We start from the raw sequence: 12,026 nt of genomic DNA, 5'->3' as shown, positions 1-12,026 counted from the left end.
CTGAAGAGGCACCTCCATGACCCATTTCATCTCCACGACAGCGGCCATCGCCAGTCTCGCCCTTGCAGGCTGCGCCAATACCGGCGCGTCCTATGATCCCATCGCGGACGGCGCCGTGAGTGAGACTTATGCCGACGACCTGCAAAGCTGTCAGCAACTCGCCACTACGCGCGGTTATGCCAATGACGACACGAAGACGAGTGCCATGATTGGCGCCGGTCTCGGGGCACTCGCCGGGGTCGCCGACGATGATGTCAACGACACCGAAGGCGCCATCACGGGAGCTGTGGTCGGCGCCTTGGCCGGGGGCGGCGCAGGCGTGATGGAGACGCACGAGCAACGTCGCCAGATCGTCATCAATTGCATGATGGGGCGCGGCCACCGCATCGTCGGCTGACGCCAATCACAAGAGAGAACCGGATATGAAGACCAAACGTTCATCCGTCCTGATCGCAGGCGCGACAGGCTATCTGGGCCAATACCTGCTAAGGGCCTACACCGAGGCCGGATACACGGTGAAAGCCCTGGCGCGCAGCCCCGAAAAACTAGCCCCGAGCGACCGCTGGATTGATGAGGTTTGTGTTGGTGAAGTGACCAAACCCGAAACGCTCAAGGGCTGCTGCGCAGACGTGGACCTTGTCGTCTCTGCTGTTGGAATTACCCGGCAGAAAGACGGCCTCACTTATGACGCGGTCGATTTTGGGGGCAACAGAAACTTGCTCGATGAAGCAATCTCGGCCGATGTCAAACGCTTCGCCTATGTACACGTGTTGCATGCCGAGAAACTGCCGGGCGTCGCAATGGCGAAGGCGAAAGCCCGATTCGCGGCCGAACTGGAAAGCGCGCCAATCCCATCAACAATCCTGTGCCCCAGCGGATTTTTCTCCGATCTTGAAGCCATCTGGCATATGGCGGAAAGGGGCCGTGTCTACCTCTTTGGCGACGGCGAGTCCTTGATCTCGCCGATTCACGGCGCAGACTTGGCCAAACTCTGTGTTGAAGCCACGCAAGCGGGCCTGCCTTATGTGGATGCGGGCGGGCCAGAGGCATTGACCCAGAACAAGATCGCCGAGCTGGCATTCGCTTCTCTCGGCATGGAACCCCGCATCACCCATCTGCCGCTCAGGCTCGCACGCACCTGTGTCGCCGCCGCCAAGGTGTTCGGCTTTGCATCTACTGTCGGGCCGATCGCTTTTTTTCTTGCCGCTTCAAATATCGACATGAGCGCGGCCCCATACGGCTCCCTGGACCTCGGAAGTTATTTCGAACGCCTCGCGCGCTGCAATTGAACGGCCGCTTCTGCTAACCCGTCAAAGTCGATATGATCATGCGCGTTTGGTCTCAGAACCGGTGAGCTGGTGCGAAGCCACGACAAATTCAGGAGAAATTTCGGAGTTCAGGGCCCCAGACCAGAATTCGGGATCTGGGTGGCGGTGGTGGGAGACTAACGCGGACGGGTCTCGGAATGGTGTGTTTTCCCGTTTCCCTACGAGCAGGTCCTCCACGATCTGAAGCGACAGCGGAAAGCGGACATACATCATCACCGCCAGGCGAACGACCTCTGGCGACGTTTTGAAATATTTGAACGGGTTACCCATACGCGGAGGCTACGAAACCGCCACCCCAGTCACAAGGCGAGGTTCCTCTGACACTGTCTGGTCATCGGACCTCCGAGTGTTGCAGGATCAGTCCTTGTGCATCACGCCGGCGGCCAGGAAACCCCCGTCAACGGCCAGCACATGACCATTGATGTAACCGGCTTCGCGGCTGGCGAGAAACAGGGCGGCCGCGGAGACTTCCTCCGGCGTGCCGTAGCGATCGGCCGGGATGGCCCGGCGATAGACCTTGCGGGTGGTGTCGCTGTGCATGCGCGCCACCAGTTCGGTCTCGATGGCGCCCGGCGCCAGCGCGTTGACCGTGACACCGGCAGCCGCCAGCTCGACGGCGAGGACGCGGCTGAGCATGATCACGCCGCCCTTGGCCGCGCCGTAGGCGGCCCGGCCGGTGCCCCCGGCGATGCCGGCCGTCGAAGCCAGATTGACGATCCGCCCGTAGCCGGCCTCCGCCATGACCCGGCCGGCCGCCCGGTTGATGGCGAAAGTCCCTGTCAGGTCGGTATCGATGACGCGCGACCATTCCGCATCGGTCGTTTCCAGAAACGGCCGTTCGATGCCGATCCCGGCACTGTGGACGAGAATGTCCAGACGGCCATCCCCGGCCTCAAGGCATTGTGCGACCACCGCATCGCAGCGGGTACTGTCGGTGACGTCGAGTTCGACGCCGTCCACGGGGACCGACGTCAGGGCCTGAAGTTCGGCCACGGTCTCGCACAGGCGGTCCGAGTCGCGGTCCGCCACGATCAGCCGCGCCCCGGCGCGGGCAAGATCGCGCGCGACGGCACGACCGATACCGCTGGCACCGCCGGTCACCAGTGCCGTCTGGCCGGTAAAGTCGGCGATCAGGGTCATGAAACTGGATCTGCGGCGGCGGGCCGCGGCGTGCCGGCCCGGTATTGCAGCACGACCGGCACACTGAGCAGGGCCAGCGCCGAGGGGATCAGGGCCACGGCGATACGGATCCAGAACAGGGCGCGGTCGGACTGTGCCTCGGCACCGGAGACGAAGCCGCCGATGCTCAGGACCAGTCCGACCACGAGCGGGCCGAGGGCAAGTCCGCCCTTCTCGACAGCCGTCCACACACCGGTAAAGGTGCCGGCGGCATCGCGGCCGTCCTCGCGAGCGTCATGGATGATGTCGGTGAGCATGGCGAAGGGCAGGAGCTGGAGCCCGCCGAAGCCCATGCCGACCACGCCGGTCATGGCGATGACCAGCGTCCAGTCTTCGGGCCCCGTAGCCAACCACAGCCCGGCCAGGCCGACGACCGTGATCAGCGCCGCGGCCAGATAGGCCGGCACTTTTCCGGTCAGGCGCGAGATCGCCGCCCAGGCGAACATGGACAGGATGGTGCCGCCCAGCAGGGCGAGAAAGACGGTCGAGATCGCCCCTTCGCTGCGGCTGGCGATCTGGGTGACGTAGAAGGGCGTCGAACCGGTGAACACGCCGAGGCCGCCGAGCTGGATGATGTAGGCCAGCGCCAGCATGCGGAAGCGACCGTCGCGCAACGCGTCGAGGAAATGGGCCTTACCGGCGGTCTTGGGCGCGGCAATCACCGGGGCCCGGGCGGTGCCGAAGAAGGCGACCAGCATGGTCGCGGCGCATGCGCCGCCGAGCACCCAGGACATGGCGGCAAATCCGCCGCGACCGCCGCCGAACGCCTCCAGCAGGGCCGGCGCCGCGGCCGATCCGGCCAGCACGCCGGCCATCGCGAAACTCATCCGGTAAGCCATGATCGAGGCCCGCTCGTCTGGGTCCGCGCTCATCTCGGCAGGCATGGACAGATAGGGCACGGCGAACACGGTGTAGGCCGTAGCGCTGAGCACATAGACAATGGTGACGTAGAGGAAGTTCCAGCGCTCGCCCGGCAGGTCCGGTGCGCTGAACAGGAAGACGAAGCTGAGCGCAGTCAGGATGGCGCCGGCCAGCAGATAGGGGCGCCGGCGCCCCAGCGGGGAGCGGGTCCGGTCGGATACCCAGCCCATGAAGGGATCGGTTATCATGTCCCAGACCCGGGGCAGGAAGACCGCGAGACCGGCCAGGGCCGGCGAGACCGAGAGAATTTCGGTAAGATAGTAAAGCAGGAGGACGCCGGGCACCGTGAGATAGATTCCGGTGCCGATAGAGCCAATGCTGAAGGCCAGAACTATACGTCGGGGCGTTCTCTGCACTGCGTCCTCCCGGAATGGCCCCGGACGACTGGCGGCCGCTCAAGGTGGGAGAGAACCTTGAATGCGTCCAGACCGGACATCCGCCGCCCCTGTCCATTGACTAAAACTGAAAATGACGCCAACCTCATATTTAGTCAATACGAAGCTTCCGGACAGGATGTGAGCATGAGCGAAGCCGCACGCGAAATCAGCACCTTCTCCAACTTCGCCGCGGGCGACGAGGTCGGAGTGTCCGCTTGGATACCGGTCGACCAAACCATGATCTCGGACTTCGGACGGGTCACGATCGATCCCGATCCGATGCATATCGATCCGGACTGGGCTGCGGCCAACGGTCCCTATGGCGGCACCATCGCCTTCGGCTTCCTGACCGTCTCCCTGCTCACCCACATGCTGCACGACGCGATGGGCAGCGATCCCCAGCGCGCAACGGGCGAGAACGGGCATTTCCTCAACTACGGCATGGACTACATGCGCCTGCTCTCGCCGGTGAAGGTGGGCAGCCGTGTGCGCGGCAGGTTCAAGGTGCTGGAAACGCGGACCGACGCGAAGGGGCGCGACATCGTGAAATTCGGCTGCGAGATCGAGATCGAGGGCGGCGAGCGCCCCGCACTCGTTGCCGAATGGCTGTCCATCTGGATGCCGCCCGAGGCCGCAGCCTCCGCCTGAGCCCCTCCCTCACGCCATCCGGATATCCATGCCATGACAGCACCGTCCCGTCCGCCGCACACGCTTCCGCCGACCTTTCCGCGCATCAGCGACTATGTCGCCCACTACGCCGAGCACACGCCCGCCGCCGAGGCCATGGTGCTGGACCATGAGCGCATCAGCTATCGCGTCTTCAACGACCGGATCGATGCTCTGGCCAGGGCGCTGATCGCGGCCGGCGTGAAGAAGGGCGACCGGGTGGCGACGCTGTCCACACCCAGCCCTGACTACTTCCTGGCCTTCCTGGCCACGGCGTCGATCGGTGCGATCTGGGTCGGCATGAATCCGCGCTATCAGCTGGAAGAACTCGCCTATGTCGCCGGCGACAGCCAGCCGGTCATCCTGCTCGCCCGCTCGCGGATGGACGGGCGCGACTATGCCGGAGACCTGCTGGAGCTGAAGGCGCGCACACCATCGATCCGGCAACTCGTGATCTTCGAACGCGACAGCAATCACATACCGGACGGTGCAGTCGCATTCGGGGACTTTCTGGAGGCGGCCACGTTGATTTCCGGTGACGCCCTTGCCGCGCAAAGGAACGCAAGCGGCGGCCGCGATGCGTGCATGATCGTCTACACGTCCGGCTCGACCGGGAAACCCAAGGGCGCGCTGCTGCATCATGAGGGGATTGTCGGCTTCAGCGTCGAACAGCACGGCATCTGGCCCATTCGGCCCATGCGCGCACTCAACTATTTCCCGATCAATCATATCGGCTGCGTGGTCGACGTCTCGACCCCCACTCTCACCGCGGGCGGCACGATCGTGTTTCTCGAGCACTTCTCGCCACGCCGCTCGCTGGAGCTGATGCAGGACGAGAAAGTGTCCTTCTGGGGTTCGGTGCCCAGCACCTTCCAGCTGCAGTTCGCCGATCCCGAATTCGACAGATTCGACCTGTCCGCCGTGCAGATGATCATGTGGGGCGGGGCGGTGATGCCACGCGAGCTGATCGAGCGCCTGCTGAACTACAATGTCCCGCTGGCCACGAATTACGGACTTACCGAATCCGGCAGCGCCATCACGATCGTGCCGCCGAGCCGCGATATCGACCTGTTGTCCGCGACCGTGGGCTATCCCTTCCCCGGCACCGAAGTGCGCCTGGTCGATCCGGACGGCAACACCGTTACCGACGGCCAATCGGGCGAGATACTGGCCCACTCGGTCTACAACATGCTGGGCTACTGGAACCGGCCCGAGGCCACGGCGGAGACGCTGCTGCCGGGCGGTTGGCTGGCGACCGGCGATATCGGCCGGCGCAATCCGGACGGCAGCTACTCCATCGTCGGGCGGGTGAAAGAGATGTACAAGTCGGGCGGCTACAACGTCTATCCGCGCGAGGTGGAGACCGTCCTGGAAAGTCATCCGGCCGTCGAGATGGCCGCCGTGGTCAGCACCGCCGACCCAGTCTGGCAGGAAGTGGGTGTCGCTTACATCCTGCCCGGGGGTGATCTCGATCTGGACGACCTCAAGGCCTTCTGCCGCGGCCGCTTGGCCAATTACAAACAGCCCAAGCGCTTCGTTGTTCTCGACGAACTGCCGCTGCTGCCGATCGGCAAGGTCGACAAGGTTGCGCTGAAGAAGCGGGCCGCCAACGACTACCGGCCGGCGGCCGAAGGAGCGACGGCATGAGCCCGGTTCTCTACGAGACCGGCGGCCGCGTCGCGCGGATCACGTTGAACCGACCGGCCCGTCTCAACGCCATCAACGGAGCCATGCTGGACGGACTCAACGCGGCGCTGCAGCAAGCTCATGACGACGCGGAAACAGACATCATCCTGCTCGCCGGATCGGGCACCGCCTTTTGTTCCGGCGACGACCTGGTCGAGCTGGCGTCCAACCCACCCCGGCGGGAGGGGCTGGAAGTCGCAATCGACCGGTTGCAGACAATCACCCGACTGATCATGTTCGGCCCGAAAACCGTGGTCTGCGCCGTGCGCGGCTGGGCAATCGGCGGCGGCGCCTCCTGGCCGCTCAATGCCGACATGGCGATCTGGAGCGAAACGGCCGGCATCCGCTTTCCCGAAGGCCTGCACGGCCTCTTTCCCAGCGGCGGCGCAACGGTCCTGCTGGAACGTTTCTGTTCGCCGCACCGGGCGAACGAGATCCTGATGCTGGGCCGACCGCTGAAAGGGCCCGAGCTCGTCCGCGCTGGACTGGCCACCGACCTGGTTCCCGCCGCCGATTTCGACGACCGCGTCTCGGCCTGCCTGCAAGGGCTCCTGGCCCTGCCGGGCGACACGCTGGCCCGCTACAAGACGGCGCGCATCGCCTCCCTGCGCGATCCGGTCGAATGCGCGCTTCAGGCGGAAACCCGTCAGCTGGCGGACGCGATCGATGCCCTGATCGCGTCCGGCCAATTCCCGGATATCAAGAGAGCCTGAACCTACTCGTCCGACCAAGGCCGCATCGGTACGGAGACGCGGCTGGCGGCCTCGCCCCCGCGCGCGATCTCGAACACCTCGTCCTCGCCGTTGGAATAGCGCCGGAAGTAGGAGGCGTCGGTCCCGGCGATGGCCACGCGTAGCCGGTGGCCTGCCTCGATCCGGGCCGCGACGGGGAAGAGCGCAAACTCCACCGTCATCTGCTCGCCGGGTACGACCGGCAGGGCGTCCTCGCGGCGATAGGAATGCGGGGCGGGGCCCATGTCGTAGGGCAGGGTCTGCGGATCCGCCGGTGCCCGGTGGATGGCGCGGAACTGGCCCTCGGTGAGATAGGTCACGCGGCCGTCCGGCGCGACATCTTCGAGATAGACGTGGAAGACGGGATCGTCGGTCGCGGTGGCGACGTGCAGTTCGATCACCGGCGTGCCGGCGACCTCCATGTCCGACTCGAAGGCCGCCGTATCGAAGACGATCAGCTTGCCGTCTTCCTCGCGCCGGTCGGGATAGGCCGGCGCGGTGCCGAACTGGGTGGACCAGCGGGTGCGGTCGCCCGACTGGGCGGTGAAGTCGACATTGTAGACATCGACGCCGGTCTCGTCCGGCCGGGCGGTGCCGAGCGTGTTGCCGGCGGCGAGGAAGAAGTCCATCTCGGCGACGCCCGCCGGCGGCCAGTCCGCCGTCTGGCGGTATTCGCCAGCACCCATCACATAGTAGTGGATGATGCGGTCGTCGTATCCGCTGTTCATGATGCGGCTGTAGAAACCGTCCATCACGGCGAACTGGTCGGCCGGGCCGGGACGGGGTTGCTCCACGTCCGGCAGGAAGGGATCGGCCAGCACGCGGTTGGAGTGGTCATTGCCGGTGAGCCAGATTTCCATCGGCACATCCGGTGCCGAGCGCCAACGCGCCAGCGCCGCCTCGGCGGTGCCGCCATCGACCCAGCTGCCCCAGACCTGGGCCGGCGTCGCCTCGCGGCGGATGCCGTCCAGATGGGCGGCCGGTGCCGACTGAAAGAAGACATAGCCGTTGAGCCCGGCGTCGTCGTGGAACTCCATCTGGATATAGTCGTCCGGAGCCCAGCGCTCGCGCCCGGCCAGCGCCTCGCGCAACAGGGCATAGTCGTCATCCCCGTCTACCGGCGCCAAGATCGGCCAGAGCGGCGCGCAGTCCTCGGCCCGGGCCAGGCAGTCATAGTCCTCGCCCGGCCGCGGCGAGCGGCCCTCGTCGGCGGCCTTGGTCGCCCCGCCCCAGTTCTGCAGGAACCACTCATTGGCTACGCCGCCGGGGAAGAAGAGCTGCAGGAAGACGTCGAAGTCCACCTCGCGGATGATCGCCCCCTTCAGCGCCGGCGCCGGGCGGCTGGTGGCGATATCGGCCGTGTCCGCCATGTAGGACGTGCCCTGGGCGAAGACATTCCCGTCCGACCATGGCTGTGCCGCGATATGGCCGATCAGCACGTCCATGTCCGCGATTTCCACCGGCCCGATATCCACCCGCCGGGGACCGAAGGAGGAGGTCGAGCCGCGCGTATCGACCGAGGCCAGCACGTAGCCAGCCTCCACGAAGCGTTCGAAGCTGCGGATCATGCCCTCGCGCCCGTAGCGGGTCTGCACCAGGATTGTCGGACGCGGGGTCTCGGGCTCGACCCCGCCGGGATAATAGAGGCTCATGGCCACGCGGACGCCATCCGCCATCTCGACATAGTACGACCGGTCGGAGCGTCGGACCTCGGCCTCGGCGGCCAACTGTGCCGCGTCTTCAGCGCCCTCGCCCGCCGGCTCCGTGCCCGGGGAACAGGCCGTGAGCAGGAGGACGAGAGCGGTCCCGGCCAGAAGGCCGGAGGTGCGGCGGGTGCGAAGATGGCTCGGCATGGGATATCCCCTAGTAGCGCAGGTTCAGGCTGACGCCGACGGTGGCCGGGTCGTTGAGAACGATGAATTTCTGGCCGACCACGTCCTGGTTGGACAGGTCGAACAGACGCTCCTTCACCGTCTCGTCGAAAATGTTCCGGCCCCACAGATTGATCCGCCAGCGGCCATCCGACGATTCCAGACCGATATTGAGGTTCACCAGGGCGTAGGCATCGACATGGCCGTCCTCCTGGTTGTCGACGGTGAGATAACTCTCGCCGCGCATCAGCACCTCGCCACCCACAAACCAGTCTGTACCCGGCGTCAGGGGCGCCCGGTATTCAGCATTCAGATTGGCCGTATAGTCCGGCGCCCGAGGGATGTCGGCAAGCGGTGCGCCATTGGGCAGCGTGCCCTCGTCGAACTCGGCCTCCAGCAGCGCGGCGTTGAAGCCGAGCGTCAGGTTCTCGGTCGGCTGGGCAAAGATCTCCAGTTCCAGTCCCTGGCTGTGGGCCGCGCCGGCGTTGACGATGATAGGATCGTAAACGGGCGTCGCTGGATTGTCGCCTGCGACCTGGATATCGCTCCAGTCCATATAGAAGGCCGTGACATTGGCCTGCATCAGCCCGTTGAACAACGTCGTCTTCAGGCCGGTCTCGTAATTCCACAGGGTTTCCGGATCGAAGGAGATGCCGTTGGCATCGCCCAGTGCATCGTTGAAACCGCCGCTCTTGAAGCCGCGGCTTACGGTTGCATAGCCCATGACGTCGGACGTGAAACGGAAACGCACATTGGCACTGGGCGTGAATTCGGCCCAGTCGTCCTCGGCGGAGACGGCAAAGTCGCCACCCAGCAGCCCGACCGGATCGGACTGGGAGTAGTCGATCGACTTTTCCTCGGTCGTGTAGCGGCCGCCCAGGGTAAAATCGAGCCGATCGGAAACGTTCCAGGTGCCCGCGCCGAAGACGGCAATGCTGGTCGTGTCCATGGCCGCATCCGAGCCGGCCCGAATACCGGCCAGCGACGGCGCGCCGAGCAGCGTCATCAGGTCGCCGCCCAGCTCGATGAAGCTGAGATTGTTGGTTTCCTGCTGGTAGTAGTAGACGCCGCCGACCCAGTCGAAATCGCCGCTCGACCAGGACAGGCGCAGCTCGTTGGAAAAGCGCGAGACTTCCTCGGGATCGCCGTCATAGGCCCATTCCAGCGCCGACCGGTCGGTGTCGGTGCGGTTGGCATAGTCGTGCGTGCGGTAGGCGGTGATGTTCACCAGCTCCACATCGCCGATCATAGTCGTGAAATGGGAGGCCACACCCCAGGCTTCGGACCGCTCATAGGTGATGTCGTCGGCATAGACATTGCGGTCGAACGGGTCGGCATTGCGCGGCAGGCCGTTCAGATCCAGCACCGTCGTGAAGGTGGTGGCGGGGTTGTAGTTCAGCGTCTCGAAGACCAGCGAGTCCTGATCGACCTCGCGATAGTCGGCGCTCAGCCGCCACTCGGCCCGGTCGCCGATATCGAACAGTATCTGGCCGCGGGCCGACCAGGAATCCTCGGTGTTCACCTCCTCGTCGAGCACGACATTGTAGGACGTGCCGCCGCGCTGGTTGCGCACGAACGCAAGCCGGCCGGACACCCGGTCGCCGATCAGCGGACCGCTGACCCCACCGCCGATGCGGCGGTGGTCGTAGTCGCCGATTTCCGCTTCCAGATAGGCCTCGAACTCGTCGGTCGGCCGGGCCGTGGTGTAGTGGATCAGGCCGCCGATCGTGTTGCGGCCGAACAGCGTGCCCTGCGGACCGCGCAGAACCTCGATCCGCTCCATGTCGAACAGGTCGATGGTGGCGCCGACGCCTTGGCCCAGAAAGACCTCGTCGAGATAGAAGCCCACCGCGCCGTCGGCGCCGGCCGAGCCGGAACCGCCGATCACGCCGCGCAGGGAGGTCGGCGAGAGTTTCTCGTCGCCGTAATTGCCGTAGGCGAGGCCGGGCGTGCGGATCGCGACGTCGGCAATGTCTGTGATGCCGGCCCGCTCGATCATGCCTTCGGTAAAGGCGGTGACGGAGATCGGCGTCTCCTGGATCGACTCCTCGCGCTTGCGGGCGGTTACGACGATCGTCTCGATGCCGCCGCGCGCCTGCGTGCCGACCGCGGCATCGGCGTCCTGCGCCGAGACGGTCCCCGCCGCCACGGTCAGGGCCAAAACGCTCGCACCCGCGAGCCCCGTTTTACCACAAATCATCCCCTGCCCTCCTCCACGCATTTTATGAAACTGTCCTCAGTTTCGTATTTTGGGGAGCAGTTTTCCCTGCTGTCAATGGGGGATTTCCAAGCCGCGATTTCGGGCATGAAAATGCGGCGCCGGCGCAACGATGCGCCGGGCAGAAAGACACGTATCAGGGAAGAATTTACGCTTGGCCGCGTGCCGTCTCTCGCGGTTTGAACTCCAGCGCAGTCAAAGACTTGGCGAGCCCTTCAAGACCTTCTGGCAAGTCAAGCCCAGGGTAAAGGACCCGGAACCAGATGACCGAGAGCGCCTTCGCCAGATCGTCGGCCTCGGGCGCCGCCTTTTCCAGGAAGTCGACGAAATCCGTATCCGGATAGACGACGACCCGGCGCATGATCTCGTCCATCATCGAACCCAGAGCCCAGACTGCGAACAGCGCTGCGCTTGGATCGGCCGAACCGTCGGGATGATTCTTCACCACGCTGCGTGCGACGCGCTCGTACCAGGCGCGGTTGGTGGAATGGACCAGACGGCTGAAATCGCCGTCCTCGTCGCTCATCTGGAAGACGCTGCGCATCAGGCCTGCGTTGGCCCGCACGGTTTCAATCCAGCTGGCATTGGCGTAGTGGATCGAGTCGAAGGGCCCGTGACCGCGCGCCCCCTGATTGGTGCCGACGAGTTGCATACCTTCGAGGAATTCACGCAGCACGGTCAGCGCCACATCCTTCTTGTCCTTGAAGTACATGTAGAAGGAGCCGTCGGACGACTTGGCCGCCTTGGTAATGTCGCTGACCCGCATCGCATGATAGCCGGTCCGCTCCAGCACGCGCGCCGTGGCGAGTTTGAAACGTTCGCGGGTGCGCTCGCCCTTGCGCTTGGGCGGCTCGTTCTTCAGGCGCCGCGCGAGCTGCGCCTTGTAGCTTTCGAGTGTGGCTGCCATCACTTCCCGCTTGTTCGCCCCGCCTGTTCGTCATGCCGCGCGGCGCGGTTGTCTTGGCCGGAACAGGTATCCGGGCAGATATGAGGTTCGCTTCATAACCGCTTTCGGCACCTCATGACAAACGGCACCTGCGCCGCCGTCG

10 protein-coding genes and 1 pseudogene are annotated in these 12,026 nt (G+C 65.0%); 5 read left to right on the top strand and 6 right to left on the bottom strand.

The genetic code is table 11. From position 1 onward, the window contains the following. The first annotated feature begins 16 nt into the window (after positions 1 to 16). Together ACXAJV_RS11855 and ACXAJV_RS11850 are read left to right on the top strand one after the other, a co-directional pair. Positions 17 to 397: a YMGG-like glycine zipper-containing protein gene (locus ACXAJV_RS11855; protein ID WP_475085538.1), complete on the top strand. Its 381-nt coding sequence runs from the start codon at positions 17 to 19 to the stop codon at positions 395 to 397. A gap of 25 nt (positions 398 to 422) precedes the next feature. Further along, positions 423 to 1,289, top strand: coding sequence for an SDR family oxidoreductase (locus ACXAJV_RS11850; protein WP_475085537.1), 867 nt, complete (start codon positions 423 to 425; stop codon positions 1,287 to 1,289). A 201-nt stretch (positions 1,290 to 1,490) separates the two neighbouring features. Here the strand turns inward: ACXAJV_RS11850 and ACXAJV_RS11845 are convergent. The 3 genes and pseudogenes from ACXAJV_RS11845 to ACXAJV_RS11835 all read right to left on the bottom strand — a co-directional run. Further along, positions 1,491 to 1,598 (bottom strand): annotated as a pseudogene (locus ACXAJV_RS11845) (IS6 family transposase); the annotation flags it as partial. A gap of 87 nt (positions 1,599 to 1,685) precedes the next feature. Further along, complete coding sequence (locus ACXAJV_RS11840; protein WP_475085536.1) at positions 1,686 to 2,468, bottom strand: SDR family NAD(P)-dependent oxidoreductase; 783 nt, start codon at positions 2,466 to 2,468, stop codon at positions 1,686 to 1,688. Next, on the bottom strand, positions 2,465 to 3,784 hold the full coding sequence (locus tag ACXAJV_RS11835; protein WP_475085534.1) for an MFS transporter: 1,320 nt from the start codon (positions 3,782 to 3,784) through the stop codon (positions 2,465 to 2,467). Before ACXAJV_RS11835 ends, ACXAJV_RS11840 begins: the two co-directional genes overlap by 4 nt. 165 nt (positions 3,785 to 3,949) lie before the next feature. On the opposite strand from ACXAJV_RS11835, the gene ACXAJV_RS11830 reads away from it, so the two are divergent. Genes ACXAJV_RS11830 through ACXAJV_RS11820 form a run of 3 tightly spaced genes read left to right on the top strand, consistent with a single transcriptional unit; the run spans position 3,950 to position 6,870 of the window. After that, a complete protein-coding gene (locus ACXAJV_RS11830; protein ID WP_475085532.1) occupies positions 3,950 to 4,453 on the top strand; it encodes a MaoC/PaaZ C-terminal domain-containing protein in 504 nt (167 codons plus the stop codon). A 33-nt stretch (positions 4,454 to 4,486) separates the two neighbouring features. After that, positions 4,487 to 6,118: a class I adenylate-forming enzyme family protein gene (locus ACXAJV_RS11825; RefSeq protein ID WP_475085530.1), complete on the top strand. Its 1,632-nt coding sequence runs from the start codon at positions 4,487 to 4,489 to the stop codon at positions 6,116 to 6,118. Beyond that, positions 6,115 to 6,870, top strand: coding sequence for an enoyl-CoA hydratase/isomerase family protein (locus ACXAJV_RS11820; RefSeq protein WP_475085528.1), 756 nt, complete (start codon positions 6,115 to 6,117; stop codon positions 6,868 to 6,870). The genes ACXAJV_RS11825 and ACXAJV_RS11820 overlap by 4 nt, the downstream gene beginning before the upstream one ends. 2 nt (positions 6,871 to 6,872) lie before the next feature. Here the strand turns inward: ACXAJV_RS11820 and ACXAJV_RS11815 are convergent, their stop codons facing one another. The 3 genes from ACXAJV_RS11815 to ACXAJV_RS11805 all read right to left on the bottom strand — a co-directional run bounded on the left by ACXAJV_RS11815 (position 6,873) and on the right by ACXAJV_RS11805 (position 11,884). Next, a complete protein-coding gene (locus ACXAJV_RS11815) occupies positions 6,873 to 8,741 on the bottom strand; it encodes a CocE/NonD family hydrolase (protein ID WP_475085527.1) in 1,869 nt (622 codons plus the stop codon). Positions 8,742 to 8,751: 10 nt separating this feature from the next. Next, positions 8,752 to 10,959 carry a TonB-dependent receptor gene (locus ACXAJV_RS11810; RefSeq protein WP_475085525.1) on the bottom strand — a complete coding sequence of 736 codons (2,208 nt, stop codon included), beginning with the start codon at positions 10,957 to 10,959 and terminating at the stop codon, positions 8,752 to 8,754. A gap of 166 nt (positions 10,960 to 11,125) precedes the next feature. After that, entirely contained in the window at positions 11,126 to 11,884 is a 759-nt protein-coding gene (locus ACXAJV_RS11805) for a TetR/AcrR family transcriptional regulator (RefSeq protein WP_475085523.1), read from the bottom strand. Positions 11,885 to 12,026 lie beyond the last annotated feature (142 nt).

The sequence above is a fragment of the Maricaulis sp. ABE4_448 genome, assembly GCF_056160825.1.
This window is presented reverse-complemented; position numbering and strand designations above follow the sequence as displayed.

What these genes read in the sequence shown, in the direction of transcription:
- ACXAJV_RS11855 (WP_475085538.1), top strand. Translation starts at nt 17, where the DNA reads ATGACCCATTTCATCTCCACGACAGCGGCCATCGCCAGTCTCGCCCTT.
- ACXAJV_RS11840 (WP_475085536.1), bottom strand. Translation starts at nt 2,468, where the DNA reads ATGACCCTGATCGCCGACTTTACCGGCCAGACGGCACTGGTGACCGGC.
- ACXAJV_RS11820 (WP_475085528.1), top strand. Translation starts at nt 6,115, where the DNA reads ATGAGCCCGGTTCTCTACGAGACCGGCGGCCGCGTCGCGCGGATCACG.
- ACXAJV_RS11810 (WP_475085525.1), bottom strand. Translation starts at nt 10,959, where the DNA reads ATGATTTGTGGTAAAACGGGGCTCGCGGGTGCGAGCGTTTTGGCCCTG.
- ACXAJV_RS11830 (WP_475085532.1), top strand. Translation starts at nt 3,950, where the DNA reads ATGAGCGAAGCCGCACGCGAAATCAGCACCTTCTCCAACTTCGCCGCG.
- ACXAJV_RS11850 (WP_475085537.1), top strand. Translation starts at nt 423, where the DNA reads ATGAAGACCAAACGTTCATCCGTCCTGATCGCAGGCGCGACAGGCTAT.
- ACXAJV_RS11815 (WP_475085527.1), bottom strand. Translation starts at nt 8,741, where the DNA reads ATGCCGAGCCATCTTCGCACCCGCCGCACCTCCGGCCTTCTGGCCGGG.
- ACXAJV_RS11805 (WP_475085523.1), bottom strand. Translation starts at nt 11,884, where the DNA reads ATGGCAGCCACACTCGAAAGCTACAAGGCGCAGCTCGCGCGGCGCCTG.
- ACXAJV_RS11825 (WP_475085530.1), top strand. Translation starts at nt 4,487, where the DNA reads ATGACAGCACCGTCCCGTCCGCCGCACACGCTTCCGCCGACCTTTCCG.